This window comes from Microbacterium thalli (assembly GCF_028737325.1).
Classification (GTDB): domain Bacteria; phylum Actinomycetota; class Actinomycetes; order Actinomycetales; family Microbacteriaceae; genus Microbacterium; species Microbacterium thalli.
In genome coordinates this window covers 759832-786315 of record NZ_JAQZCH010000001.1, presented here as the reverse complement: position 1 = coordinate 786315, position 26484 = coordinate 759832, and the positions used below count along the sequence as shown (strand labels likewise).

Sequence of the window (26484 nt, the reverse complement as noted above, 5' to 3'; positions counted from 1 at the left end):
AGGAGTTACGGCGCGACGTGGCGGGTTGTCAACCGGGTGCGCGGCGGGCGGCGCGGTTCGTAGCGTCGACGCATGACGTTCACTCCCCGCCGTGCCATCGTTACCGCCTCCGACTCGGGGATCGGCCGCGCCACCGCCCTCGCCCTCGCCGACGCCGGCATGGATGTCGGTGTCACCTGGCATTCGGACGAGGACGGCGCCAACGAGACGGCGGAGGGCGTTCGCGCGCGGGGCCGCAAGGCCGTCGTCGCCCAGTTCGACGCGACCGAGTTCGAGAAGGTCCCCGGGGTCATCGAGCACCTCGCCGCGGAGCTCGGCGGCCTCGACGTCTTCGTCAACAATGCCGGCGGCGGCACGGGCGGGCCGGTGCTCGACCTCGACCTCGACGGGTGGCGCACCGTCGTCGCCCTCAACCTCGACGGGGCGTTCCTCGGCATGCAGACGGCGGCCAAGCTCATGGCCGACGCGGGCGAGGGCGGACGGATCATCGCCGTGACGAGCGTGCACGGCTCGCAGCCGCGCGTCGGCTCGGCCGCCTATGTCGCCTCGAAGCACGGCCTCGAGGGCCTCGTGAAGACGATGGCGCAGGAGCTCGGGCCCCGTGACATCACCGTCAACTCCGTCGCCCCCGGAGAGATCGCGACCCCCATCAACGACATGGAGGGCGAGGACGCCGAGCAGACCCACCGCCCCGGCATCCCGATCCCGCGCCCGGGCAAGCCCGAGGAGATCGCGTCGGTCGTGGCGTTCCTGGCCTCCCCGGCCTCGTCGTACGTCACCGGCGCCACCTGGGTCGTCGACGGCGGGATGCTGCAGATGGGACCTCAGGCGGGGTCGCACCTCGAGTCGGACGCCTGGCGCGACGCCGGTTCCGAGTGACCCGTCAGGGGCTCACGAGCAGGTAGCCGCGCTCGTCGTCGAAACCACCGACGACGAGTCCGGCCGCCAGGTGCTCGAGGAACTGCGCGCGCACGCGGTCGCGCCACGCATCGGCCTCGGCCGGCGATGATGCGCGCAACGCATGGATGTCGGCGGGCACGGCGATCGTCGCGACGACGCGGTCGTCCGCGGGCTTCTGCTGCGGCGGCGCGGCCAGCGGCCACGTCACCATGAGCCGGTCGGTGACCTCGCCGCGGTTCAGGCCGTCGTCCATGAGCCCGTACTGGTCGACGAGGTAGTCGCTGATGCGGGCGCCGAGCACCTGCAGGTTGAAGTGCGCGTTGCGCGCGAACAGCGGGTCGAACGTCCACGTGATGGTGCCGACCTCGCGGGCGAACGCCCACGCGCGCTGGTGCTGCTTGAGCACACGCCCGAGTCCCTGCTGCTGGTACTCCGGAAGCACGCCCGTCACGTGCGAGTGCATCGACCGCGCACCGGGCTCGGCGAAGAACGCCACCGACGCGCCGACGACCCGGTCGCCGTCGAACAGCCCGACCACGTAGTTGCCCGAGTAGGCCAGGGCGCGCATGAGGTTCGTGGGCACCGAGTCGCGGTCCCCACCCCACACCTCGCGCAGCACGGCGGCGCCGGCGAAGATGTCGGCGACGGTCTCGAGGGGGCGGATGTCGATCCCGGCGGGCACATCGGCTTCGATCGGGGGAACGCTCTCGCTCATGAGCCCACCCTACGCCGCCGCCGTCGGCGGCAACGACGGCCCGACACGGCCCGGCGTCCGCGGCAGGCGTAGTCTCGCTAATCATGAGTCACGAGGACGCAGCCTCCACCGCATCCGTCGAACGCACCCCCGAGAAGGACACCCGCTTCTTCGGCCAGCCCTGGGCCCTGACCCACATCTTCGGGGTCGAGTTGTGGGAACGGTTCAGCTTCTACGGCATGCAGGGCATCCTGCTGATCTACATGTACTACACCGTCGCGGACGGCGGACTGGCCATCGATCGGGGGATCGCGACCGGCATCGTCGGCGCGTACGGCGGCTCCGTCTACCTCGCGACGGTGCTCGGCGCCTGGCTGGCCGACCGGTTGTACGGCTCGGAACGCGTGCTCTTCGCGAGCGCCTTCGTCATCATGGCCGGTCACATCGCCCTGGCGCTGCTGCCCGGCTTCGTGGGGCTGGGCGTCGGGCTGGTGCTCGTGGCGCTCGGCTCGGGCGGCCTGAAAGCGACCGCGACGAGCGTCGTCGGCACCCTGTACGCCGCCGACGACGTCCGCCGCGACAGCGGCTTCTCGCTCTTCTATCTCGGCATCAACCTCGGCGGCTTCGCCGGCCCGCTCCTCACCGGTCTGCTGCAGACGACGCTCGGGTTCCACTGGGGCTTCGGGCTCGCGGCGGTGGGCATGGCCGCCGGTCTCGTGCAGTACTCGATCGGTCGCCGCCACCTCCCCGACGCCGCGCGACGCGTCCCGAACCCGTTGCCGAAGAAGCGGATGCCGCTGGTGTGGATCGTCGCGGGCGCCGGTGCGGCCCTCATCGCGGTGCTCGCGCTGACCGGTGTCATCCGCGCCGACAACCTCGCCGTGATCGTCATCGCGGCCACGGTCGTGGCGGCGGTCGCCTACTTCATCGTCATCCTGCGCAGCCCCGTGATCACCGCCGAGGAGCGCAGCCGCGTCTGGGGCTTCGTTCCGCTGTTCCTGACCTCGGTCGCGTTCTGGTCGCTGTACCAGCAGCAGTTCACCGTCGTGACGATCTACTCCGCCGAGCGACTCAACCGCGATCTGTTCGGCTGGGAGATGCCGGTGTCGTGGGTGCAGTCCATCAACCCGGTGTTCATCATCCTGCTCTCGGGCGTCTTCGCCGCCGCCTGGACGCGGCTCGGCCGGCGTCAGCCCTCCACGCCGGTGAAGTTCGCGATCGGCGCGATCGTGATGGGCGCGGCCTTCCTGCTGTTCCTGCCCTTCGCCGGCACGGGCGCGAACGGGACGCCGCTCGTGGCCATCATCGGCATCCTGCTCGTCTTCACGATCGCCGAGCTGTTCCTCTCGCCGGTCGGACTGTCGGCGGCGACGAAGCTCGCCCCGCGGCGGTTCACGACGCAGATGGTCGCGCTCTTCTTCCTCTCGGTCGCGCTGGGCACGGCCGTCGCCGGTCAAGCGGCGACGTTCTACGACCCCGCCGACGAGGCGCCGTACTTCACCGTCCTCGGCATCATCGCGATCGCGGTGGGCGTGGGGCTGGCGTTCTCGGCGAAGCCGGTGCTCCGGCTCATGCGCGGGGTGCGCTGACCCGGCCCCGCGCGAGAGGATGGCTGCATGTCCTCTCACGTCGAACGCCGCTCGAACCCCACCGCCTGGGCCGCCTTCTGGGTCGCGCTCCTCGGACTGATCCTCATGCCGATCCCGTTGTTCATCGGGCTCATCCTGGGCGGCGGGCTCTCGCTCGTGGCCGCGGTGCTCGTGGTCATCGCCCTGCTGAAGGGCCTCGCCCGCAGCGGCAGGGGCATCGCACCGGTGGTGTTCGCCGCGATCTTCGTGCTGCTGACATGGGGCGGCATCTCGATCGGCGGCGGCACGATCTGGTGACCCGCGTGACCGAGATCCAGACGACCACCGCCGGCAGCCTGCCCCGGACGCCCGCGCTCATCGACGCGAACCGCGCCCGGACCTTCGCCGACGACGGCTTCACGCTGCAGTCGACCCCCGAGTTCGACGAGCTCACCGCCGAGGCGGTCGCCGACGTCGTGACCCGCCAGCGCACGGCCGGCATCACACAGGTCGGCGACGGCGAGTTCGGCAAGGCGATGTCGAACGCCGTCGACTACGGCGCGTGGTGGTCGTACTCGTTCCAGCGCGCCGCGGGCCTGTCGCTGACCGAGGTCAACGCCTTCACCGAGCCACCCGTGCGGTCCGAGCCCGGCCGCATCCGGCTGACGTCGTTCCTCGACCGCCGCGACCGGCAGCTGTTCCCCGCCGTCTACGCCGAAGCGGTCGACTCCGGCGCCACCGCCACAGCCTTCCCCACCACGACGGGGCCGATCCGCTACCGCGGACACGACGCCGTGGCATCCGACATCGCGAACCTGAAGGCGACGCTGCGCGCGGGCGAGCAGGGCTTCCTCACCGCGATCGCGCCGGGCTCGGCCTCACGCGTGCGCAACGAGTACTACGCCACCGACGAAGAGCACATCTTCGCGTGGGCCGACGCGCTGCGCGAGGAGTACCGGGCGATCACCGACGCGGGGCTCATCGTGCAGCTCGACGACCCGTCGCTGGCCGAGAACTTCGATCAGATCAACCCGGAGCCCTCGGTCTCCGACTACCAGGCGTTCACGCGGCTGCGGGTCGAGGCGATCAACCACGCCATCGCCGGGCTGCCGAAGGAGCTCGTGCGCCTGCACCTGTGCTGGGGCTCGTGGCACGGACCCCACACGACCGACATCCCGCTCGCCGACATCCTGCCGGTCGTGCTCGGGGCGAACGTGGGGTCGATCTCGTTCGAGGCCGGCAACGTCCGGCACGAGCACGAGTCCGGCGTCTGGGCGGATGCCGCGGTGCCGAGCGACCTCGTGCTGGTCCCGGGCGTCGTCAGCCATGCGACCAACGTCGTCGAGCACCCCGAGCTCGTCGCGCAGCGCATCGAACGGTTCGCCGCGATCGTCGGCCGCGACCGGGTCATCGCCTCGACCGACTGCGGCTTGGGTGGCCGCATCCATCCCGACATCGCATGGGCGAAGCTCGCCGCCCTCGGCGAGGGGGCCCGGATCGCTGCCGCCCGCGCCTGACCCGCCGCTCGATTCGGCTAGCGTGAATGGTCGCACCCAAGCGCGAGAGGGAGTCATGACCGAGACACAGCCGCAGATCTTCGAGCCCGAGGGCCGCGCCATCCCCTACGTCGAGGATGCCGGCAGCGAGCCGGTGCTCGTGCTGATCCCGGGGCGCAGCAACATCGCGGCGCTCGGCACCCTGGCGCACGTGCTCGCCGAGGAGGACTTCCGCATCCTCCGCGTCGGCTACCGCACGGGCCGGACCGACGGCGTCACGCTGCACGATCTCGCGCAGGACGTCGTCGACGTCATGGACCATGTCGGCCTCGGCGACGCCTGGGTCGGCGGCCACGCGTTCGGCGGCGCCGTCGCGCGCACCGTCTCGACCGACCACACCGACCGGGTCGACGGCGTCCTGCTGCTCGGCGCCGAGGGCGACGAGCCGCGCACCGACCTCGAGCCCCTCCAGGCCGCCGCCGCGGCCGCCGCGTCGCCCGAGGAATGGACGGCCCTCGCGCCGACCGTGCCGGTGATGCTCATCCAGGGCGGCGCCGACGAGGTGCTGCCCCCGGCCAACGGCGAACGGCTGCAGGCGGCCGCGCCGGGTCTCGTCAGCCTCGTGACCCTCGACGGCGGCGGGCATCTGTTCCCCGCGACGCACGCGGGCGAGGCGGCGTTCGTGATCGAGGACTATCTCGACGTCGACTGACGCACGTGCCGAACGGGGTGCGGCGACAGGGCAGAATCGAAGCATGACCGATTCGTCGACCGCGCTGCACCCCGCCCACGCCTGCCTCATCGTCCACGGTCAGGACCAGCCGGGCATCATCGCGGCGCTCTCGGCGATGGTCACTCGCGTCGGCGGCAACATCGTCGCCTTCGACCAGTACTCCGACGACCCCACGGGCGGCGCGTACTTCTGCCGGGTGGTGTTCCACCGCCCGAACTTCGCCGTCGACCGGCCCGCCATCGAGGCCGAGATCGCCGAGACTCTCGCGGGCTTCGACCTGCAGTGGTCGCTGACCGACCAGTCGGTGCCCAAGCGCATGGCGATCCTGTCGTCGAAGCAGGACCACTGCCTGCTCGACCTGCTGTGGCGCCACCGCCGGGGCGACCTGCCCGTGTCGGTGCCCATGGTCGTGTCGAACCACACCACCTCGGCCGAGGACGTCCGCTCGTTCAACGTCCCGTTCTTCCATGTGCCGTCGACGCCCGGGCCCGACAAGTCGGCGTCCGAGGCCGAGATCCTCAAGCTGCTCGTCGGCAACGTCGACTTCGTGGTGCTGGCCCGCTACATGCAGATCCTCTCGTCGGACTTCCTCGAGAAGCTCGGCGTGCCCGTGATCAACATCCACCACTCGTTCCTGCCGGCCTTCATCGGCGCCGAGCCGTATAAGAAGGCCAAGCAGCGCGGCGTGAAGCTCATCGGCGCGACGAGCCACTACGTCACGACCGACCTCGACGAGGGTCCGATCATCGAGCAGGACACCATCCGCGTCACCCACGCCGACACGGTGGCCGAGCTCGCCCGCCGCGGCGCGGACGTCGAGCGTCAGGTGCTCTCACGCGCGGTGCTGTGGCACGCGGAGGACCGCGTCATCCGTCACGGCAACCACACGATCGTCTTCTGACGGCGGTTCGATCCGATCGCGGCGATCGGGTCAGAAGACGTACTCCATGAGGTCGAGCCCGAACGCGCGGTAGGCCTCGTGCGCGCGCAGACGGTGGCTCATCGACGCATCGTCGAACTCCACGATCAGGGCGTAGGCGAGACCGGCGCGGGGCCCGGCGAGCACTCCCGCCTCGGCGCGGATGCCGTCGGCTCGGCCCGTCTTGTTCACGAACAGCAGCTCGTGCTTGTCGTCGTCGTGCGCGAAGGGGTCGAGCCCGGTCACCGACCCGACGAGCGACAGGTCGTGGTTCAGGCTCAGCCACTCGCTGACCTGCGCGCTCACACCGGGCGAGACGATGTCGGTGTTGACGAGGGCCGCGAACATCGACGCGAACTCGCGCGCCGTGCCGAGCGCGTAGTGCGGCGCATCGTCGGGCCCGCGGTCGTCGCGGAACCGGTCGAGCAGCGCGGTCCGCGGCATCCCGAGGCTGCCCAGACGCGCACGCACCGCATCGAGCCCGACGCGGTCGAGCAGGGCATTGGCGGCGAGGGCGTCGCCCGTCGCCGCGGCCAGCACCGCGAGGTCGCCGAGCGGCAGAGCGGGTGCGGCGAGGTGCCGCCAGACCCCGGCCACCGCGACGCCGGGCATCGCCGACCGCTCGACGATCTCGAGAGGGTCGAGCCCGCCCGCCTCGAAGCGCGCCGCCACCTCGATCAGCAGCGGGACGATGCCCAGCCCCGCCACCGGCAGCGTGACGAAGTCGTCACCCGAGAGCACCGGGGTGCCGCGATCGAGGTCGCTCACGCGCACCGAGACGCGCGCACCGGACGCCGCGAGCGCATCGAGGGCCTTCTCGGTCGAGGTGAACCCCCGCCGCCGTGCCGCCGAGCGGCGGAGCGGTGGCGTGTCCGTGCGCCGCTCCGCCCGCGATCGGGCGGTCCCGGAGGACTCGGTTCCGTCCACGGTCATCTCGTCGTCTCCGTCGGAGTCGTTCTCGGCGGTTCGGGTCGGGTGGTCACCAGATCGTGACGCGACGCTCGGGCGCCAGCCAGAGCTCATCGCTCTCGGTGACGTCGAAGGCGTCGTAGAACGCATCGATGTTGCGAACGATCTGGTTGCAGCGGAACTCGTTCGGCGCGTGCGGATCGATCGTCAGCAGGCGGATGGTCTCGGCATCCCGGCCCTTCTGCTGCCAGATCTGGCCCCAGCTCAGCAGCAGACGCTGCACGCCGGTGTAGCCGTCGATGACGGGGCCGTCGGGCTCGGCCGCCAGCTCGTCCGCCGACATCGTCGCCTCGAGGTGCAGCCGGTAGGCCTTCAGCGCGATGCCCAGCCCGCCCAGATCGCCGATGTTCTCGCCGATCGTCAGGGCTCCGTTGACGGTGTTCTCGTCGGACAGCCCGCGGGGCACCAACGCGTTGTACTGCTCGATGAGGGCCGCGGTGCGCTGCTCGAACGCGGCGCGGTCGGCGTCGGTCCACCAGTCGTTGAGCGCGCCGGTGCCGTCGTATGCGCTGCCCTGGTCGTCGAAGCCATGTCCGATCTCGTGACCGATCACGGCGCCGATGCCGCCGTAGTTGGCTGCGGCGTCGCGGTCGGACGAGAAGAACGGCAGCTGCAGGATGGCCGCGGGGAACACGATCTCGTTCATCAGCGGGTTGTAGTACGCGTTCACGGTCTGCGGCGTCATGTACCACTCGTCGCGGTCGATCGGCTGACCCAGCTTCGCGAGCTGGCGCTCGTACTCCCACTCGGTCGAGCGCAGCACGTTGCCGAGCAGGTCGGTCGGGTCGATCTCGAGCGCCGAGTAGTCCTTCCAGCGCTCGGGGTAGCCGATCTTCGGGGTGAACGCGGCGAGCTTCTCGAGCGCGCGCTCGCGGGTGGCCGGCGTCATCCACTCGAGGCCCGAGATGGACTGCCGGTACGCCTCGATGAGGTTCGCCACCAGGGCGTCCATCTCGTCCTTCGCCCGCGGCGGGAAGTGACGCTCGACGTAGATGCGGCCGACCGCCTCGCCCAGGGCCGCCTGGACGATGCTCACGCCGCGCTTCCACCGCTCGCGGTTGACGGGCACGCCGGTGAGCTGGGTGCCGTAGAACGCGAAGTTCTCGGCGACGAAGGCGTCGGGGAGGAAGGGGGCCGACGCGCGCACGACCTGCAGACGCAGCCAGGCCTTCCAGTCCTCGAGCCGGTCGTCGACGAGCAGCGACCCGAGGCCGGTGAGGAAGCTCGGCTGGTTGACGTTGATCTCGGCGAAGCCGTCGCGGTGGCGCGGGGCGAGGCCGGTGAGCCACGGGTCGAGGTCGACGCCGGTGAGGGCCTGGACGTCGTCCCACGCGTGCAGGTTGTAGGTGGCCACGGCGTCGCGGTTGCGGACGTTGTCCCAGTGGTGGCCCGCCAGCTCGGTCTCGAGGCCGGCGATGCGCTGCGCCTGCTCGGCGGCGCCCGCGACCCCCGCCAGCGCGAGCATGCGCTCGGCGTACCCGCCGAACGCCTCGCGCGTCGCGGCGAAGCTCTCGAGCCGGTAGTAGCTCTCGTCGGGCAGCGACAGGCCGCCCTGCACGAAGAACACCACGTAGCGCTCGGGGTTGCCGGGGTCGGGCTCGATGAAGGTGCCGATCATCCCGCCGATGCCCTCGCGCTCGAGCTCGCCGACGGTGCGCAGCAGCGCCGGAATCGAGTCGACGGCGTCGACGCGGGCGAGCTGCGGGCCCAGCGGCGCCGCGCCCAGCTCGTCGATGCGGGCGGTGTCCATGAAGCTCGTGAACAGGTCGCCGATCTTGCGCTCGACCGTGCCCGGCTCGGCCGTCGTCGCCTCGTCGATGATGGCGCGGACGTCGCTCTCGGCCTGCTCGGCGATCAGGTGGAACGCCCCCCAGCGGGCCTTGTCATCGGGGATCTCGGTGCGCTCGAGCCAGCTGCCGTTGACATGGCGGAAGAGGTCGTCCTGGGGGCGGATCTCGGTGCTGAGCTCGGCGATGTCGATGCCGGAAGGAAGGGCGGGGTCGGTCATGTGACCCATGCTAGGCCGACCCGCCGACCTCAACTTCGGAGCACGTTCAGCGTTCGGTGGTGGTACACCCGTCGGCTACCGGAACGCCCGCGAATCGGTCGCGCGTCCAGTCGAACAGCTCATCGATCAGCGGCGAGGGCCGCTCGATCACCCCCGCGTGCTCGTAGCCCGCGTAGGTGCGGAAATCGACGTCCTGACCGGCCGCGCACATGCGGTCGACGAAGTCGGCCTGCGCCGCTACGGGGATCACGCTGTCGGCGCCGCCGTGCGCGAGCAGCACGGGCGCGGTCGAGTGCAACGGGGCGGTGTTCTCGCGCAGGTGTCGTCCGAGGGCACCGGATGCCGGCGAGCGCGAGAACAGCGCCGGATCGCGGCTCATGCCGAGCGCGGCCGCCACCGAGAGCACGATCGTCGGATCGGACAGGCAGCGATCGGACATCTGGCGCAGGGCCGTCTCGGCCCCCGGGCGCACGTAGTCGCGGTACTCGATCTCGGGATAGATCTGCGAGAACGAGGCGAACGCGTACGAGGCGAAGATGCTGCCGCCGGTCACGCTCGAGATGCCCTGCACGAGCGCCGCCGGGTCGCTGGCCGGCGCCAGCGCGGCGACGCCCTGCACCCACACGTCGGGTGCGTACTCGCGTGCCAGCGACCCCGCCCACAGGGCCGCACCGCCGCCCTGCGAGTGCCCCCACACGACGCTCCGCGCGCCCAGGTCCGCTTCCTCGAGCTGCCGGGCCGCGCGGACGGCATCCAGCGAGGCGTGCGCGCTCGGGGGGCCGATCAGGTACGGGTGCGGTCCTTCCGTCCCCAGGCCGATGTAGTCGGTGCCGACGACGGCCCAGCCCTCTTTGATCGCGCGCGGCAGCATGTAGAACGCGCCCGCCCAGAGCCCGCGCGGCTGCAGCGACGGCGCGCAGTGCGCCGCGAAGCCGGTCGTGCCGTGGTTCCAGTTGATGACCGGCCAGCGCCCCGCGCCCTCTCGGGGCACGGCGACGATCGCGCTCGCGACGCGCACCCGGCCGTCGACGCCCGTGGTCGTGTAGAGGATGCGCCAGCCCTGCGCCGAGGCCGGGATGCCCCCGGTGAACGGCTCGGCACGCACGAGTTGCCCGGGGGCGTCGGGGATATCGCGCGGCGCGGCGTAGAAGTCGTCGACGACCGTCGATCCGTCGCGCAGGGGTGCCGTCGCGATCGTGGTGGTGACGGCGAGCGCGACGGACGCGATCGCGATGACCGTCCGCCCCCAGCGGCGCTTCGGCGGACCCGTCTGCCCCGCCTGCTCCGCCGCGCGATCGTCGTGGCGACGGCGCAGCCGCGTCCAGAGGTCGACGACACCGCTCATGATGAGGCGCGCCCCGAACACGACCGCCACGACGAGCAGGGTGATGTCGGGCCAGAACAGCGCGAGGGCGCCGAAGATCACGCCCGAGACGCCGAAGGCGCCGTCGGCGATCCGCGCGTCCCACGAGCGCCCCCGGGCGAAGACCGAGGCGACGCCGAGGATGCCGTTGGCGAGCAGCAGCACGCCGACGACGACCGCCACGACGCGCACCGTCAGTCCCGGCGCGAGCAGCACGATGCCGCCGCCGACGAGCCACGCGACACCGGCGACGGTGCGCCAGCGCGGGCGCCGCACCTCGCCCTCGCGTCCGGTGAGCTCGAGCAGCCCGGTCAGCACCATGCCGCCGCCGATGAGCCAGGCCAGCACGTCGAGCGCGGTCGTGGGACGGATGACGATGACGATGCCGAGGACCACCGCGACGATGGCGACCGCGATGCGGACCCAGGCGGGCAGGCGCGCGTGCAGGCGCGCGATCGCCAGGCGCTGGAGCAGCCGCATCCGATTCCCTCCGTCCGCTTCCGGATCATCCACCGTAGCCAATCCCGCGGCGCCTGCCCGCGCGCTCGACACGGGACGTGTGACCGTGCCAGGGGATGCCGCGCCCTAGGCTCGTGGCATGGCCCGGACGCTCAACCGCGAGATCCTGCGGCTGGCCGTTCCCGCGCTCGGCGCGCTGATCGCCGAGCCGATGTTCCTCATCGTCGACGCCGCCCTCATCGGGCACCTGGGTGTCGTGCCGCTCGCGGCCCTCGGCATCGCCGGGGCGGTGCTGCAGACGATCGTCGGCCTCATGGTGTTCCTGGCGTACGCAACCACGCCGGCCGTCGCGCGGCGCTTCGGTGCGGGCGACTCCTCGAGCGCCGTGACCGCGGGTATCGACGGACTGTGGCTCGCGCTCGGGTTGGGCGCGGTGCTCGCCGTGGCGGGATCGGCGGCGACGCCGCTGCTGGTCGGCATGTTCGGCGCCGGTGAGGCGGTGTCGACCGACGCCGAGACCTACCTGCGCCTGTCGATGTGGGGCCTGCCGGCGATGCTCATCGTCTTCGCCGCCACCGGACTGCTGCGCGGGATGCAGGACACCGTGACGCCCCTGTGGATCGCCGGTCTCGGCTTCGGCGCGAACGCGCTGCTGAACGTGCTGTTCATCTACGGGTTCGGCTGGGGCATCGGCGGCTCGGCCCTCGGCACCGTCGTCGCGCAGTGGGGCATGGTCGGCGCCTACGCCGTCGTCGTGGGGCGGCTCGCCCGCCGGCACGCCGCGTCGCTGCGCCCGAGCGCCGACGGAATGCGCGGGTCCGCCCGCCTGGGCGGCTGGCTCTTCCTGCGGACGGTGTCGCTGCGCGTCGCGCTGCTGGCCACCGTCGCGGTCGCGACGGGCCTCGGCACGAGCGAGCTGGCGGGCTGGCAGGTGGCCTTCACGATCTTCTCGACCGCCGCGTTCGCCCTCGACGCGTTGGCGATCGCCGCGCAGGCGCTCATCGGCCGGGGCCTGGGCGCCGGCGACGAAGCGTTCGTCCGGCGCGTGGTCGGGCGCACGGTCGCCTGGGGCGCGTGGTTCGGCGTCATCGTGGGTGTCGCGATCGCCGCGGCATCCGGGGTTATCGGGTTCGTCTTCACCGGCGACCCGGCCGTCGCCGCGCTCGTGCAGCCCGCCCTGCTCGTGCTGGCGGTCGCCCAGCCGATCTGCGGCATCGTCTTCGTGCTCGACGGTGTGCTGATGGGTGCCGGCGATGCGCGCTACCTGGCCATCGCGGGCGGTCTCAACCTCGTCCCCTTCGTGCCGGCGCTCGTGCTCGTCGGCGCCCTGCACCCGGTCGGCGCGGGTGGCCTGGCGTGGCTGGCCGTCTCGTTCTTCGGCGTCTACATGGTGGCCCGGCTGCTCACGCTGGGGTGGCGGGTGCGCCGCGGCACCTGGCTGTCGATCGCGGTCTGACCGCGTGCGCACGGCGGACCGGCGGTCCGCGATGCGCACGACTGTGAGCGAGTCGAAACCGCATTCTCGCCCGAACCACAGCCTGCGCCCCTAGCGTGGCGTCATGCCGAAGCTCACCTCCGCAGCCGCCGCGACCGTCGCGGTCCTCGTGGTGGGGATGCTGGCTTCCGGCTGCTCCGGAAGTACCCCTCCGATCGAGGTCCCCACGCGGTCCGCCGACCCCCGCTCGCTGCCCGAGCCCACCCTCGACGACGCCGTCGTGTGGGCCGACGCCGTCATCCCCGAGAACGCCCTGGGCGGCGCCGCCTGGACGCAGCGCGAGGCCGGCGTGCTCGCCCCCGGCAATGAGCCGATCATCACCGTGCCCGCCGATCAGGCGCCCGCTGTCGTGACGATCGCGTGCGTCAGCGGCTCGGGCGCGGAGCTGTCGTACGCGGTGACGGCGGCAGGTACCGACGTCGAACGCGGCGAGATCACGTGCGCGGCGGTCGACGCTCGGGCCGAGCCCCACACCATCGCGGACGTCCCGGCCGACGCGACCGTCGAGCTGACCTCGAGCGCGTCGGGTCTGTTCGTCTACGCCGTCGCGCCGGACGCCGACCCGTCGCGCTGACGCCGCGGCCTGCCCGTCAGCGCGCCCATCGGCGGCACCATTCGTACATGACGACCGCTCCTGCCGCCGAGGCGTTGATCGAGCGCGTCGAGCCGTACTGCGTGATCTCGACGACGACGGATGCCGCCGCGACCGCCTCGGGCGAGAGGCCCGGCCCCTCCTGGCCGAAGAGCAGCACGGCGCGCTCGGGCAGGTCGGCCCGATCGACGGGCACCGACCCCGGCACGTTGTCGACCGCCACGATCGGCATCCCGGCCTCGCGGGCCCAGGCGGCGAAGCCGGCGACATCCTCGTGGTGGCGCACGTGCTGGTAGCGGTCGGTCACCATCGCGCCGCGGCGGTTCCAGCGCCGGCGCCCGATGATGTGGACCTCCGCCGCCCCGAACGCGTTGGCGCTGCGGACGATCGACCCGATGTTCATGTCGTGCTGCCAGTTCTCGATCGCGACGTGGAACGCATGCCGGTGCTCGTCGAGGTCGGCGACGATCGCCTCGAGGCGCCAGTAGCGGTACCGGTCGACGACGTTGCGCCGGTCGCCCTCCGCGAGCAGCACCGGGTCGAAGCGCGCGTCGTCCGGCCACGCCTCGGGGCCGCCCGGCCACGGCCCCACGCCCACCGGCAGCTGGGGCTCGGCGGCATCGTCTGCGGCGGCGGGCTCGGCGGCATCGGGGCGGGTCACCGAGACAGGCTATCCCGGCACCTCCGACCCGCCGCGGGCGCCGGATATTCTGGAGTGTGCCCTCCCCCGCCGTCGACGACTACCTGAAGACGATCTACCACCACACCGAGTGGCAGCCGGCACCCATCACCCCGTCGCAGCTCGCGTCGACCCTCGGGCTCGCGCCCTCGACGGTGACCGAGATGGTGCGCAAGCTCGCGGCGCAGGACCTCGTCGCGCACCGCCCGTACGGCCCCGTCGCGCTCACCGAAGCGGGCCGCCTGCGGGCGGCATCCATCATCCGTCGGCACCGCCTGATCGAGACGTGGCTGGTGCGCGAGTTCGGCTACGCGTGGGACGAGGTGCACGACGAGGCCGAAGTGCTCGAGCACACCATCAGCGACCGGCTGCTCGCCGGCATCGCCGAACGCCTCGGCGACCCCCGCTTCGACCCGCACGGCGACGCCATCCCGGATGCCGCCGGCGACGTGCACCGCGAGCCGTTCGTGCTCCTCGCCGACGCGACCCTCGGTCACACGGGGCGCATCCTGCGGGTGAGCGACCGCGACCCGGCGCTGCTGCGCGCCCTCGAGGAGCGCGGCGTCGACGTCGGCCACGCCCTGACCGTCAGCGGTCGTGACACCGTCCAGGTCGACGGCGGCGGATCGGTCGTGCTGCCGCCGGGCGCCGCGTCCGCGATCTGGGTGACCGCCTGAACCGCGGCCGGCGTCAGCCCTTCGCGCGCGTGCGACTCGCCTTGAGGTAGGGCCAGGGCGCGCGTGTGGTCTGCTCGCAGTACGACCACAGGCGCGCGGCGACCTCGGGATCGCGCGTGACGGCGGCCGGGGTGGCGCGCCGCGGCTCGCCCCGCAGGACGCCCGTCGGACCGTAGAACTCGCCGCCCTCGGCCTCGGGGTCGACGAGCGCACGCACGAGCGCCCAGGCCCCGCGTTCCTTGGACTGCGTGACCGCGACCTGCAGGTTGTCGGTGAAGCGCGTCATCCGCGACGGCTCGTTGATGCCGGCGATGCCGCGGGTGCGTCCACTGGTCGAGTAGCCGGGATGGGCCACGAGACTCGCGACCGGCACGCTGGCCGCACGCAGCCGATCGTCGGCTTCGAGCCCGAGCGCCGTTGTAGCGACCTTCGACTGCACGTACGCGCGCCAGGGCGAGTAGTTCTCCTCGAGCTCGATGTCGGTCGGGTCGTACTTCCAGATCGACGTCGACACCGAGCCGACCCACACCATGCGCCCGCGGCCCGCGGCGAGCGCGATGAGCAGCTCGCCCGCGAGCGCGTAGTGCCCGAGCACGTTCGTCGCGAAGACCACCTCGTGCCCGTCGTACGTGGTCTCACGGTGGCGCGGCGGATGCACCACCCCGGCGTTCAGCAGCAGCCCGTGCAGCGGCTTGCGCCCGCGCGCGGTGGCCGCGGCGGCACGCACCGAGCCGAGGTTGCTGGTGTCGAGCAGCAGCGTCTCGACCGTGCCCGCGTCGTGGCCGAGGGCCCGCGCGACCGACGCGCGCGCCGTCGCGAGGCGCTGCGGACTGCGGCCGGTCATGACCACGTGCGCCCCCGCCGCCGCCAACTGCAGCGAGGCGAAATAGCCCAGGCCGGCGTTGGAACCCGTGACCAGGTAGCGCTTGCCCGACAGATCAGGCAGCATGCGGGGATTCCAGTCATCGCGGGCCACGAGTGAAGACTACGGCCCGATCGCCACGGCTAGGCTGGGGCCATGCGGACACGCGCCGATATCGAGTGCTGGCTCACCGACATGGACGGCGTTCTCGTCCACGAGAACCACCCCATCCCGGGAGCCGCGGAGCTGCTCGCGCAGTGGCGCGAGACGGGGACGCCGTTCCTCGTGCTCACCAACAACCCCTTCTTCACGCCGCGCGACCTCAGCGCACGCCTGGCCCGGTCGGGCCTCGAAGTTCCCGAGGAACGCATCTGGACCTCGGCGCTCGCCACGGCCGAGTTTCTGCGCTCGCAGCATCCGGGAGGCTCGGCATTCGTCATCGGCGAGGCGGGCCTGACGACCGCCCTGCATGAGGCGGGCTACATCATGACCGAGACCGACCCCGACTACGTCGTCGTCGGCGAGACGCGCAACTACTCCTTCGACGCCATCACGAAGGCGATCCGGTTCATCAACGCCGGCGCGCGGTTCATCATCACCAACCCAGACGCCACCGGGCCCACACCCGAAGGCGTCGTACCGGCCACCGGATCGTTCGCGGCGCTCATCTCGCACGCGACGGGCAAGGCCCCCTACGTCGTCGGCAAGCCCAACCCGATGATGTTCCGATCCGCGATGAACCGCATCGGCGCGCACTCCGAGAACACCGGCATGATCGGCGACCGGATGGACACCGACGTCGTCGCGGGCATCGAGGCGGGACTGCACACCGTGCTCGTGCGCACCGGCATCGCCGATGACGCCGAGATCGCGCGGTACCCCTTCCGTCCCGATGAGATCCTCGACTCCGTCGCCGACCTGCTCGACGCCGAGCCGTACGAGACCGAAGACCCGGGGATCCTGTGATGGCCGCGCGAACGGAGGGCGCCGCGTGAACGAGTTCGAGCAGAACCTGCTGCTGATCAGCGTCGCTCTCATGCTCACGACGAGCCTCGTGGTCGTCGTCGTGCAGTTCGTGCGGCGCAAGCGCGGAGGAGATGACTGATGTCCATCGTCCTGGCCCTGACCGGCCTCGCCGTGCTGCTGATCGCCCTCGTCATCTTCGTGCGCAATCAGCGCATCGGCGACGACGGCACCAATCGCGGGTCGACCCGGCGCGGCATCATCCTGCTGACCTTCTTCGGGCTGCTGCTGGGCCTGGCCTCGCAGCTGCCCGTCTTCCAGGGCTGATCCCCGCGCCCGGCGGCGTCGGGGACCAGCCGGAGCGCGGCGTCAGGCGACGCCGGCCCGCACGTCGTCGAGCGACGGGTAGTCGGTGTACCCCTCGGCCGTCGAACCGTAGAACAGCTCGGGGCGCGGCTCGTTGAGCTCTGCCCGGAGCTCCCACCGCCGAGCCAGATCGGGGTTCGCGATGACGGGTCGGCCGACGGCGACGGCATCCGTCCAGTCCGCCGTGACGAGCGTCTCGGCCTCTTCGCGGGTCGTCGGCGAGCCGAACCCCGAGTTGAGGATGAACGGTGCGCCGGCGGTGCGGCGGATGTGCTGCACGAGGTCACCGGTCGGGTCGGCGCTGAGCACGTCGACGAAGGCGAGGTCGAGCGCGGCCAGCCCCTCGGCCACAGCCGTGTACGTCGCGCGGACGTCGGCGTCGTCGTGCTCGAGCACGCCCTGGATGTTGTGCTGGGGCGACAGCCGGATGCCGGTGCGCTCGGCACCGACGGCCGCGGCGACGGCCTGCGTCACCTCGACCGCGAACCGGGCGCGGTTTTCGGGCGAACCGCCGTACGCGTCGTCGCGGATGTTCGAGACCGGCGAGAGGAACTCGTGCACGAGGTAGCCATTGGCGCCGTGCACCTCGACGCCGTCGAGCCCGGCCGCGATCGCGTTGCGCGCAGCCTGGACGAACTGCTCGATGACGACGGGGATCTCGTCGGCGGTCAGCGCGTGCGCAACGGGCAGGTCGGCCTTGCCCTTCGGCGTGCGGGTCTGGCCGGGGGCGGCGAGGGCGCTGGGACCGACGACACGGTCGGCGCCGGTGATGTCGGGGTGCGAGACGCGTCCGCCGTGCATGAGCTGCATGACGACGGTGCCGCCTGCCGCGTGCACGGCGTCGGCGATGCGGCGCCATCCCGCGACCTGCTCGTCCGTCTCGATGCCCGGCTGACCCGGATACGACTTCGCCTCAGCGACGGGCCACGTGCCCTCGGTCACGATCAGCCCCTGGCCGGCGCGCTGCCGGTAGTGCTCGACCATCACGTCGGTCGGCACCCCATCCGCGTCGGCGCGCGTCCGCGTCAGCGGCGCCATCACGACGCGGTTCGAGAGGTTCAGGGCGCCGAAGACGGCGGGCTCGTACAGGCTCATACCGAAGGGCAACCCCGCCCCGCCCCCACCCTATTCCGCGGGATGGGGGTGGGATGGGCTGGGGACGTGACAGGCGAAGCGGGGGCCGGGCGCGCGCGGCCGGGGCGGATGCCGCTCACCCGGGCACCGCACCGCCCGAGGCCCGGGCTTACTGGGGCTGGAGGCCGAGGTCGTCGAGGTCGATCGCGGCGAGCCACTGCAGGCCCTCGGCCTCGACGGCGGCCTGGGCACCGGTCTTGCGGTCGACGATGACGGCGACGGCGACCGGCTCGGCGCCTTCGCGCCGCAGCGCCTCGACGGCCTTGAGGGCGGACTGCCCCGTCGTCGAGGTGTCTTCGACGACGACGACGCGCTTGCCGGCGACATCCGCGCCCTCGATCTGACGGCCGCGGCCGTGGTCCTTCGGCTCCTTGCGCACGACGAACGCGTCGAGCGCCCGGCCGGCTCGGACCGACTCGTGCATGACGGCGTTGGCGATGGGGTCCGCGCCGAGGGTCAGGCCGCCGACGGCGACGACGCCGTCGATGTCGCCGATGAGATCGAGCATGATGCGGCCGATCGCGGGCGCGGCGCGGTGGTCGAGGGTCAGCCGGCGCATGTCGACGTAGTACGTCGCCTTCTTGCCGCTCGAGAGGGTGAAGTCGCCGTGGAACACCGCCTCGTCCTGGATCAGCCGGATGAGGTCCTGGCGGTCGGCTTCGAGCTCGGGCGTGCCTGCGACGGTCATGCGTCCGAGTCTACGAGCCGCACCGGCGGCATCCGGATGCCTCAGACCACCACCAGCTCGACATCACGCAGCTCTGCGCCGTCGACGGTCAGCGTCAGGAAGGTCTTGTGCGGCTGCCGGCGCCGATCGGTCGGCGAGCCGGGGTTGAGCAGGCGCAGTCCCCGCGGGGTCGTCGTGTCCCAGGGGATGTGGCTGTGACCGAACACCAGCACGTCGTCGTCGGGGTAGGCGGCATCCATCCGCTTCTCGCGCCCGGTCGAGGCACCGGTCTCGTGGACCACCGCGACATCGACCTCCTCGATGCGCCGACGCGCCACCTCGGGCAGCCGCGCGCGCAGGTCGTCGCCGTCGTTGTTGCCCCAGACGCCGATCACCTCGCCGTGGCGCTCGAGCTCGTCGAGGACGGCAGCCGAGACCCAGTCGCCCGCGTGGACGATCAGATCGGCGGCGTCCGCTGCCGCGAGCACGGCGTCGGGCAGGACCCGGGCCCGGCCGGGGATGTGGGTGTCGGCGAGCAGCAGCAGTCGCGTGGCCATCCCCCGACGGTATCCGGATGCCGCACGCCGGGCGAGGTCCGAGCCGGCGAATAGGCTGGGGGCATGCGTCTTGCCACCTGGAACGTGAACTCGATCCGTGCTCGCGTCGACCGCATCGTCGGCTTCGCCGTGAACGAGGACGTCGACGTCCTGGCGATGCAGGAGATCAAGTGCAAGCCCGAGCAGTTCCCGCTCGAGCAGTTCGAGGCCGCCGGCTACCACGTCGAGCTGCACGGGCTCAATCAGTGGAACGGTGTCGCGATCGCCAGCCGCGAGCCCCTCGAAGACGTGCAGATCGGCTTCCCCGGCATGCCCGGATTCCTCAAGGGCCACGAGGGCTCGGACGCGCCGCAGGAGGCGCGGGCGATCGCCGCGACCGTCGGCGGTGTCCGCGTGTGGAGCCTGTACGTCCCGAACGGCCGCTCGCTCGACGACCCGCACTACGTCTACAAGCTGCATTGGCTGCAGGCCCTCGAGCAGTACACGCGCGACACGCTCGCCGCCGACCCCGACCTGCCGCTCGCGCTCACCGGCGACTTCAACATCTGCCCGACGCCCGAGGATGTCGGCGACCCGACGCTCGTCGAGGGCGTGACGACCCACGTCTCACCGCCCGAGCGCGCCGCCTTCCAGGCGCTGCTCGACGCAGGACTCTCCGACACGGTGCGTCCGCTCGTGCCGACCGGCTTCACGTACTGGGACTACAAGCAGCTGCGGTTCCCCCGCAACGAGGGCCTGCGCATCGACTTCATCCTGGGGTCTCGCGCCTTCGCCGACGCGGTGACCGGTGCCGCGATCCACCGCGACCAGCGCAAGGGCGAGGCGCCGAGCGACCACGTCCCGGTCGTCGTCGACCTCGACGTCGACGCGACCGAAGACGACGACCGGCCGATGATCTTCTGACCACCCGCCGGCGGTCGCCGCTCCCCCGGACGGGGGATGTCGCCCGGCGACCGGCCCCGTAGCGTGGAGAGCATGCCCGCGCTCTCCCCCGCTCCCGACGGCCGCACCGCACCGACGCGCGAACAGCTGCGCAACGACCTCTGGCTCGCCGGGGCGCTGCTCGTCGGCGCGATCCTCAGCACGTGGCTCGGGCAGGTCGCGGGCGTGTTCGGCGAAGACACCCCGCATCTGAGCTGGGGACTGCTCTACTCCGTCGCCCTCACGGTTCCCCTGGCCGTGCGCCGCCGGATGCCGGAGGTCACGCTCATCGTCGTGGCCATCGTCTACTTCGTCGGGATGTCGGCACTGATCCCCGAGCTGTACGTCGGCAGCATCGCCCTGTTCATCGCGATGTACTCCGTCGGAGCGTGGGTCGCCGACCGCCGTCGCGCCATGGTGGTGCGCGTGATCGTCATCATCGGGATGTTCGTCTGGCTGATGGTCTCGATGTTCCAAGCCTCCGGGGCGGAGGGCGAGCAGACGGCGGCGGAGTACTCGCTGTTGTCGCCCGTCGCGGCGATGATGATGCTGCAGTTCCTCTTCAACGTCGTGTTCTTCGCGGGAGCGTTCGCATTCGGCGAGCGCGCCTACGCCAGCGCCCGCAGTCGCGAGATGCTCGAGCAGCGAACCCGCGAGCTCGAGCGCGAGCGCGAGCTGACGGCGGCTCAGGCGGTGGCCCTCGACCGGGTGCGGATCGCGCGCGAGCTGCATGACGTCGTCGCGCACCACGTCTCGGCGATGGGGGTGCAGGCGGGCGCTGCGCGCACGGTGCTCGATCGCGACCCCGAGGCGGCACGGCGAGCGCTCGCGGGTGTCGAGGAGTCCGCCCGGTCGTCGCTGGTGGAGCTGCGGCAGCTGCTCGAGACCCTGCGGACGACGGATGCCGCCGCCCCCGGCGCCTCGACCCTGCGGCTCGACGCCATCGGCGAGCTCGTCCGGTACGCGAACGAGAACGGGATGCCGACGACCTTCGCCGTCGTGGGCACGCCGGTCGCGGCATCCGACGTCGCACAGGTGAACCTGTACCGCATCGCCCAAGAGGCGCTCACGAACGCTCGTCGCCACGGCGGACCCGAGGCCCGCGCCGACGTGCGGCTGCGCTTCGACGACGACGAGATCGAGCTCGAGGTGGGCAACGAGGGGCGCGTGCGCTACGGCGGCACCCCGGGGCTCGGGCTCGTGGGGATGCGCGAGCGCGCCGCCGCGTCGGGCGGCTGGCTCGAAGCGGCGCCCCGGCCCCGCGGCGGCTTCCTCGTGCGGGCGCGCGTCCCCGCCGGGGCGCCGACCCCCGCGGTCGACGGGCATCACGCCGACGACACCGCGCGCGACAGCGGGGTGCTCGCGTGAGCGGCGCGGCACCGCTGACGGTGCTGCTCGTCGACGACCACGCCGTGATGCGGGCGGGATTCCGCATGATCCTCGAGGCCACGGGCGACATCGTCGTGATCGGCGAGGCCGCCGACGGCGCTCAGGCGCTCGACGCGGTCGCCCGTCTGCGCCCCGACGTGGTGTTCATGGACGTGCAGATGCCGGGGATCGACGGCCTCGAGGCCACGCGTCGCATCGTCGCCGACGACGGCAACACCAGCGCCGTCGTCGTGGTGACGACCTTCGACCGCGACGACTACCTGTTCCAGGCGCTGCAGGCCGGCGCGAGCGGCTTCCTTCTCAAGAACGCCGGCCCCGAAGAGCTCACGGCCGCGGTGCGGGTCGCCGCCGCCGGCGACGCCCTGCTCGCCCCCGAGGTGACGCGACGTGTGATCGAGCGGTTCGCGGTGGTGAGCGACGAGCCGGCGCCGACGGCATCCGTCCCGCCGCCCGCGCCGTCACCGGCGGATCACGGACTCACCGAGCGCGAGGCCGAGGTGCTGCGCCTGCTCGCCCGCGCGCTGAGCAACGCGGAGATCGCGCGCGAACTCTTCATCGGCGACGCGACGGTCAAGACGCACGTGTCGAACATCCTCATCAAGCTCGGCGCACGCGACCGCGTCGCAGCGGTCGTCTTCGCGCACCGCAACGGCCTGGCCTGACCCGCGGGGCGGAGGTTCAGGCGGGGTCGGAGACGGGTGAACGCGACGAACGCGTCGCCGGCACGACCGGCAGCGCCGCATCGGCGGGGCGCATGCGCGCCAGCCGCCACAGCGCCTGCACGCTCCACACGAACAGCGCCACCAGCAGCACGTTGCGCGCCAGCAGCAGGCTCGCGGCGAACGGGTCGGCCCGCACGAGCGGCATGTAGAAGATCGGGAAGACCAGCGTGGTCAAGAAGCTCGTCACGGCCATCCAGATGGCGGGCGTACGCCACCGCTGCGGGTCGATGAGCAGCCCGACGGTGACGATGGGCGCAAGCCACAGCATGTACTGCGGCGAACCGACCTTGTTGAAGACGATGAGGGCCGAGGTCAACGCGAACGCACCCAGGACGACCAGCTGACCCTCGGCGAGGTCGGTGCGCGCCGCGCCGCGGACCCAGGTCATCCGCGCTCGGATGAGCAGCAGCGCGATCGCGACGAAGGCGATGATCATCAGCCATCCCACGATCTCGCCACCGGCCATGGCCCCGTGGCCGATGACCTCGCGCGTCGCGAGTTCGTAGTTCTGGCGGATGCGGGCGCCCGGCATCTCCCAGATCGTCGCCCACACCCACGGGGTGGCGACGGGCGCCTCGAGCTGCGGCGCGCGTTGGCCCTGGATCGTGAGGAAGCTGAAGAGGTTCGACGCCCCCCCGGCGGCGACGACCGCGATCATGATGACAGCGCTGGCACCGAGTCCGCCCAAAGCGACCCACCAACGCCCGCGGCACACGGCGACGACGGCGGCGGCGATCGCGGCGGGCCACACCTTGATCCAGGTGGCGAGCGCGATGAGTGCGCCCGCGACGATCGGTCGGCGCGAGACCCAGATGAGGCCCGCGATCGCGAGCGGTGCGGCCACGCCCTCGAGCCGCAGCATCGAGACGGGCGCGAGCAGGAAGACGCTGAGCAGCCAGTACCAGGCGGCGGGGTATGCCTTCCGCCGCTGCAGGCGGGGCCCGGCGATCGCGGCGAGAGCGAGCCAGTTCGCCGCCGCCATCATGAGCAGCCACACGAGCTGGTAGAGGTACGGGCCGAGGGCGATCGCGGCGACGATGGGGATGAGCGCGCCGGCCGGGTACACCCAGGGGAAGTCGATGATGGGCCAGGTTCCCTGCACCGCGTCCTGCGCCCACAGGCGGTACAGCGGCAGATCGCCCTCCGTACCACCGGTGACGATGAGGGGCAGGAGGGCGAGGATGTAAGCGACGTGAAGGGCGACGAAGCCGGTCACGACGCCGCGTCGGGTGCGGCCGAACGCAGCGAGCCGCTCGCGGCGCGTCGCTCGGCGGGGGGCGGCCGGTACAGACGTCACCCGCGCATCATAGGTCGCCCACCTAGCCGCGGGATGAACGCTGAGCGTCGATCGCGCGATGCAGGTAAGGCTATCCTTGCTTGGTCGCACCATCGCCGCGCCGTTCCCGTCAGCCCGCCCCGCTTCCCCCGGAGACCGTCATGCGCCCTCGCGTCGCCCTCAGCCTCGTCCTCGTACCCGCGATCGCTCTCGCCCTCTCCGCCTGCGGGGCCTCCGAAGCCGTCGACCAGGCCGCAGCCGCACAGCCCGGCGCCGGAACGACCGTCTATCCGCTCGTGCTCGACAACTGCGGCGCCGAGGTCACGATCGAGAGCGCGCCGCAGCGCGTGGTGTCGCTGGATCAGAACTCGACCGAGATCCTGCTGTCGTTGGGGCTGGCCGACCGGATCGTCGGCACGGCGTCGTGGACCGACCCGATCCTGCCCGCACTCGCCGACGCCAACGCGGAGGTGCCTCGCCTGGCCGACAACGCGCCCACCTACGAGGTCGTCCTGGGCGCGGACCCGGACTTCGTCACAGCCTCGTTCGGGCGGCACTTCGCGTCCGGAGGCGTCGCCGAACGCGGCCGCTTCGCCGAGACCGGCATCCCCAGCTACCTCTCCCCCACCGACTGCGACAACGGCGAGAGCGTCAACGGCGGCGGCACGCGCTCGACGCCCCTCACGATCGACGCCCTGTACGACGAGATCGCCGATCTCGGCGAGATCTTCGACGTCTCAGACCGCGCCGACGCGCTGATCGCCGACCTGCGGGCGCGTGCGACGGCCGCCACCGACGAGATGGATGCCGCGGGGGCGAGCGTCGCGTTCTGGTTCGCCGACACCAAGACGCCGTACGTCGGCGGCGGTCGGGGTTCGGCGGCACTGCTGGCGTCGACGACGGGGTTCGCCAACGTCTTCTCCGACCTCGCCGACGACTGGCCCGCGACGACGTGGGAGAACCTCGTGGCCCGCGATCCCGACGTCCTGGTGCTCGGCGACCTGCAGCGCGACCGCTTCCCCGGCGATCGCCTCGACGACAAGATCGCCTTCCTCGAGTCCGATCCGCTGACCCGGACGATGAGCGCCGTGCAGAACGAGCGCTACATCGCCCTGCACGGCGCGGAGCTGAACCCGTCCATCCGGTTCGTCGACGGCCTGGAGAAGATCGAGGCGTGGTGGCGAGCGCATCGCGACGAGCAGTGAGCCGGCGCTCGACACGCGTTCTCGCGACCACGGGCCTGCTCGCGGCCGGCATCCTGCTGCTGCTCGTCTCGGTGGGCGCGGCCATCACGCTGGGCCCGGCGGAGATCCTGCTCGTCAACGTCCGCGACATCGTCACGAATCACCTCGGGCTCACCGACATCCCCGTCCGCGTCGCGAAGGACGCCATCGTGTGGGAGGAACGCCTGCCGCGGGCGCTGGTCGCCGCGGCGTGCGGCGCGGGACTCGGACTCTGCGGCGTCATCATGCAGTCGCTGCTGCGCAATCCGCTCGCGGACCCGTTCATCCTCGGCATCTCGTCGGGCGCCTCGACCGGTGCCGTCGCGATCGGCATCCTCGGGCTCGGCGGCGCTGCGCTGGGGCTCTCGGGCGGCGCCTTCATCGGTGCGCTGCTCGCCTTCGGACTCGTGCTGCTCCTGGCACGCCTGTCGGGCGGCGGCAACGATCGGGTCGTGCTCGCCGGCGTCGCGAGCACCCAGCTGTTCTCGGCCCTGACCTCGCTCATCGTCTTCGCCTTCGCCGACTCCGACGAGACCCGCGGCGTGATGTTCTGGCTGCTCGGGTCGCTCGAGGGGGTGCGCTGGGACGACGTCCAGCTGTGCGCGATCGTCGTGGCTCTCGGGTCGCTCGTGTGCCTGCGCTACGCGCACGCCCTCGACGCGTTCGCCTTCGGCGACGAGGTCGCCGCCTCGCTCGGGGTGAACGTCCGCGCGACGCGCACGGTTCTGCTGCTGGCGACGGCGCTCATCACCGCGACGCTCGTCAGCGTCGCGGGCGCCATCGGCTTCGTCGGACTCGTCCTGCCCCACGCCGCCCGCCTGGTCGTCGGATCGCGGCACCACCGACTGATCCCCGCGACGGCCATCATCGGCGCCCTCTTCATGGTGTGGGTGGATGCCGGTTCGCGCGTCGTCTTCTCTCCGACGCCGCTGCCCGTCGGGGTGGGGACGGCGCTGGTCGGTGTGCCCGTCTTCATGGCCCTGCTGGGGCGACGGAGGCGGCGCTCATGACTCTCCACGCACGCGAGGTCTCGTGGTCGCGCGGCGGGTCGCTCGTCGTCGACGGGGTCACGGTCCAGCCCGAGCCCGGTCGGACCCTCGGGCTGCTCGGACCGAACGGATCGGGCAAGTCCTCGCTTCTGCGGGTGCTGCACGGGCTCGTCCGCCCGACGGCCGGATTGGTCACGCTCGACGGCGAAGACCTCGCCCGGGTGGGGCGGCGGCGAGCCGCGCGCACGATCGCGTCCGTCAGTCAGCACGCCGACACCGAGGTCGACATCACCGTCCGCGATGTCGCCCGGCTCGGCCGCATCCCGCACCGCGGCACGTTCGGCGGCGATCCCGCCGCGGACGGGATCGCGGTCGACCGCGCACTCGCCCACGTCGGGCTGACCGAGCATGCCGAGCGCCTGTGGCACACGCTCTCGGGCGGCGAGCGGCAGCGCGCGCAGATCGCCCGCGCCCTCGCGCAGGAGCCGCGGGAGCTGCTGCTGGACGAGCCGACCAACCACCTCGACATCCGGCACCAGCTCGAGCTGCTCGACCTCGTGTGCGCCCTGCCGGTGACGACCGTCGTCGCCATCCACGACCTGAACCTCGCCGCGATGTACTGCGACAGCCTGCTGGTGCTCGAGCGGGGACGCGTCGTGGCCGGCGGCCCCCCGCGCGACGTCCTGACCGCCGAGCTGATCTCGAGCGTGTACGACGTCGAGGCCGAGGTCTCATGGGACGAGCGGCGCGGGCATCCGGTCATCACGTACACGCGCGGCGCCCGATAGCGCGCTCCGCCCGCGCGCGGCTCTCGCCCCCGGGGCCTCCCCCGCGCGGCGGGCGGCGGCCCGCGAGGATCCGCC

27 protein-coding genes are annotated in these 26484 nt (G+C 72.0%); 17 read left to right on the top strand and 10 right to left on the bottom strand.

Features of this window, described 5'->3' with window-relative positions:
- Window positions 1-72: 72 nt before the first annotated feature.
- On the top strand, window positions 73-879 hold the full coding sequence (locus tag PUW82_RS03950) for an SDR family oxidoreductase (RefSeq protein WP_274221026.1): 807 nt from the start codon (window positions 73-75) through the stop codon (window positions 877-879).
- A gap of 4 nt (window positions 880-883) precedes the next feature.
- Here PUW82_RS03950 and PUW82_RS03945 read toward each other — a convergent pair whose 3' ends face one another.
- On the bottom strand, window positions 884-1615 hold the full coding sequence (locus PUW82_RS03945; protein WP_274221025.1) for a GNAT family N-acetyltransferase: 732 nt from the start codon (window positions 1613-1615) through the stop codon (window positions 884-886).
- 83 nt (window positions 1616-1698) lie between these two features.
- Between PUW82_RS03945 and PUW82_RS03940 the strand changes: the two genes are divergently transcribed.
- From PUW82_RS03940 to purU, 5 genes are read left to right on the top strand one after another with little or no spacing between them, the layout of a single operon-like run.
- A complete protein-coding gene (locus PUW82_RS03940; RefSeq protein ID WP_274221024.1) occupies window positions 1699-3183 on the top strand; it encodes a peptide MFS transporter in 1485 nt (494 codons plus the stop codon).
- Window positions 3184-3210: 27 nt separating this feature from the next.
- A complete protein-coding gene (locus tag PUW82_RS03935; protein WP_274221023.1) occupies window positions 3211-3480 on the top strand; it encodes a hypothetical protein in 270 nt (89 codons plus the stop codon).
- A complete protein-coding gene (locus PUW82_RS03930; protein ID WP_420792714.1) occupies window positions 3441-4679 on the top strand; it encodes a cobalamin-independent methionine synthase II family protein in 1239 nt (412 codons plus the stop codon). Before PUW82_RS03935 ends, PUW82_RS03930 begins: the two co-directional genes overlap by 40 nt.
- A 55-nt stretch (window positions 4680-4734) precedes the next feature.
- Window positions 4735-5370, top strand: a complete 636-nt coding sequence (locus PUW82_RS03925; RefSeq protein WP_274221022.1) for an alpha/beta fold hydrolase — start codon at window positions 4735-4737, stop codon at window positions 5368-5370.
- 43 nt (window positions 5371-5413) lie between these two features.
- Entirely contained in the window at window positions 5414-6292 is an 879-nt protein-coding gene (purU, locus tag PUW82_RS03920) for a formyltetrahydrofolate deformylase (protein ID WP_274221021.1), read from the top strand.
- 30 nt (window positions 6293-6322) lie between these two features.
- On the opposite strand, the gene PUW82_RS03915 is transcribed toward purU, so the two are convergent.
- Genes PUW82_RS03915 through PUW82_RS03905 form a run of 3 tightly spaced genes read right to left on the bottom strand, consistent with a single transcriptional unit; the run spans window position 6323 to window position 11130 of the window.
- Window positions 6323-7237, bottom strand: coding sequence for a serine hydrolase (locus tag PUW82_RS03915; protein WP_274221020.1), 915 nt, complete (start codon window positions 7235-7237; stop codon window positions 6323-6325).
- 52 nt (window positions 7238-7289) lie between these two features.
- Window positions 7290-9287: a M13 family metallopeptidase gene (locus tag PUW82_RS03910; RefSeq protein ID WP_274221019.1), complete on the bottom strand. Its 1998-nt coding sequence runs from the start codon at window positions 9285-9287 to the stop codon at window positions 7290-7292.
- A 46-nt stretch (window positions 9288-9333) separates the two neighbouring features.
- A complete protein-coding gene (locus PUW82_RS03905; protein ID WP_274221018.1) occupies window positions 9334-11130 on the bottom strand; it encodes an alpha/beta fold hydrolase in 1797 nt (598 codons plus the stop codon).
- Window positions 11131-11248: 118 nt separating this feature from the next.
- On the opposite strand from PUW82_RS03905, the gene PUW82_RS03900 reads away from it, so the two are divergent.
- Together PUW82_RS03900 and PUW82_RS03895 are read left to right on the top strand one after the other, a co-directional pair.
- Window positions 11249-12565, top strand: a complete 1317-nt coding sequence (locus PUW82_RS03900) for an MATE family efflux transporter (protein WP_274221017.1) — start codon at window positions 11249-11251, stop codon at window positions 12563-12565.
- 103 nt (window positions 12566-12668) lie between these two features.
- Window positions 12669-13178 (top strand): hypothetical protein, encoded by a 510-nt coding sequence (locus PUW82_RS03895; protein ID WP_274221016.1) that lies wholly within the window; start codon window positions 12669-12671, stop codon window positions 13176-13178.
- A 16-nt stretch (window positions 13179-13194) separates the two neighbouring features.
- Here the strand turns inward: PUW82_RS03895 and PUW82_RS03890 are convergent, their stop codons facing one another.
- The gene (locus tag PUW82_RS03890) at window positions 13195-13857 is read right to left on the bottom strand and encodes a TrmH family RNA methyltransferase (RefSeq protein ID WP_274221015.1); all 663 of its coding nucleotides are present in this window, start codon (window positions 13855-13857) and stop codon (window positions 13195-13197) included.
- A 56-nt stretch (window positions 13858-13913) separates the two neighbouring features.
- On the opposite strand from PUW82_RS03890, the gene PUW82_RS03885 reads away from it, so the two are divergent.
- Window positions 13914-14552 (top strand): metal-dependent transcriptional regulator, encoded by a 639-nt coding sequence (locus PUW82_RS03885; RefSeq protein WP_274221014.1) that lies wholly within the window; start codon window positions 13914-13916, stop codon window positions 14550-14552.
- A gap of 13 nt (window positions 14553-14565) precedes the next feature.
- Here PUW82_RS03885 and PUW82_RS03880 read toward each other — a convergent pair whose 3' ends face one another.
- Entirely contained in the window at window positions 14566-15528 is a 963-nt protein-coding gene (locus PUW82_RS03880; protein ID WP_274221013.1) for an SDR family NAD(P)-dependent oxidoreductase, read from the bottom strand.
- Between the two features lie 42 nt (window positions 15529-15570).
- Between PUW82_RS03880 and PUW82_RS03875 the strand changes: the two genes are divergently transcribed.
- Both PUW82_RS03875 and PUW82_RS03870 read left to right on the top strand, forming a co-directional pair.
- Entirely contained in the window at window positions 15571-16380 is an 810-nt protein-coding gene (locus PUW82_RS03875) for an HAD-IIA family hydrolase (protein ID WP_274221012.1), read from the top strand.
- 138 nt (window positions 16381-16518) lie between these two features.
- On the top strand, window positions 16519-16704 hold the full coding sequence (locus PUW82_RS03870) for a hypothetical protein (protein WP_274221011.1): 186 nt from the start codon (window positions 16519-16521) through the stop codon (window positions 16702-16704).
- Between the two features lie 42 nt (window positions 16705-16746).
- Here PUW82_RS03870 and PUW82_RS03865 read toward each other — a convergent pair whose 3' ends face one another.
- The 3 genes from PUW82_RS03865 to PUW82_RS03855 all read right to left on the bottom strand — a co-directional run bounded on the left by PUW82_RS03865 (window position 16747) and on the right by PUW82_RS03855 (window position 19101).
- Window positions 16747-17838 (bottom strand): alkene reductase, encoded by a 1092-nt coding sequence (locus PUW82_RS03865; protein ID WP_274221010.1) that lies wholly within the window; start codon window positions 17836-17838, stop codon window positions 16747-16749.
- 148 nt (window positions 17839-17986) lie between these two features.
- Complete coding sequence (gene pyrE / locus PUW82_RS03860; protein ID WP_274221009.1) at window positions 17987-18565, bottom strand: orotate phosphoribosyltransferase; 579 nt, start codon at window positions 18563-18565, stop codon at window positions 17987-17989.
- A 41-nt stretch (window positions 18566-18606) separates the two neighbouring features.
- On the bottom strand, window positions 18607-19101 hold the full coding sequence (locus tag PUW82_RS03855; RefSeq protein ID WP_274221008.1) for a metallophosphoesterase family protein: 495 nt from the start codon (window positions 19099-19101) through the stop codon (window positions 18607-18609).
- 63 nt (window positions 19102-19164) lie between these two features.
- On the opposite strand from PUW82_RS03855, the gene PUW82_RS03850 reads away from it, so the two are divergent.
- From PUW82_RS03850 to PUW82_RS03840, 3 genes are all read left to right on the top strand, one after another.
- The gene (locus PUW82_RS03850) at window positions 19165-20004 is read left to right on the top strand and encodes an exodeoxyribonuclease III (RefSeq protein WP_274221007.1); all 840 of its coding nucleotides are present in this window, start codon (window positions 19165-19167) and stop codon (window positions 20002-20004) included.
- A gap of 72 nt (window positions 20005-20076) precedes the next feature.
- On the top strand, window positions 20077-21390 hold the full coding sequence (locus PUW82_RS03845; protein WP_274221006.1) for a sensor histidine kinase: 1314 nt from the start codon (window positions 20077-20079) through the stop codon (window positions 21388-21390).
- 47 nt (window positions 21391-21437) lie between these two features.
- Window positions 21438-22073 carry a response regulator gene (locus PUW82_RS03840; RefSeq protein WP_420792734.1) on the top strand — a complete coding sequence of 212 codons (636 nt, stop codon included), beginning with the start codon at window positions 21438-21440 and terminating at the stop codon, window positions 22071-22073.
- Between the two features lie 16 nt (window positions 22074-22089).
- On the opposite strand, the gene PUW82_RS03835 is transcribed toward PUW82_RS03840, so the two are convergent.
- Complete coding sequence (locus PUW82_RS03835) at window positions 22090-23430, bottom strand: glycosyltransferase family protein (protein WP_274221004.1); 1341 nt, start codon at window positions 23428-23430, stop codon at window positions 22090-22092.
- A 140-nt stretch (window positions 23431-23570) separates the two neighbouring features.
- On the opposite strand from PUW82_RS03835, the gene PUW82_RS03830 reads away from it, so the two are divergent.
- Genes PUW82_RS03830 through PUW82_RS03820 form a run of 3 tightly spaced genes read left to right on the top strand, consistent with a single transcriptional unit; the run spans window position 23571 to window position 26409 of the window.
- Window positions 23571-24614 carry an ABC transporter substrate-binding protein gene (locus PUW82_RS03830; RefSeq protein WP_274221003.1) on the top strand — a complete coding sequence of 348 codons (1044 nt, stop codon included), beginning with the start codon at window positions 23571-23573 and terminating at the stop codon, window positions 24612-24614.
- Window positions 24584-25642 carry a FecCD family ABC transporter permease gene (locus PUW82_RS03825; protein ID WP_420792713.1) on the top strand — a complete coding sequence of 353 codons (1059 nt, stop codon included), beginning with the start codon at window positions 24584-24586 and terminating at the stop codon, window positions 25640-25642. Before PUW82_RS03830 ends, PUW82_RS03825 begins: the two co-directional genes overlap by 31 nt.
- Window positions 25639-26409 (top strand): ABC transporter ATP-binding protein, encoded by a 771-nt coding sequence (locus PUW82_RS03820; protein ID WP_274221002.1) that lies wholly within the window; start codon window positions 25639-25641, stop codon window positions 26407-26409. Before PUW82_RS03825 ends, PUW82_RS03820 begins: the two co-directional genes overlap by 4 nt.
- Window positions 26410-26484 lie beyond the last annotated feature (75 nt).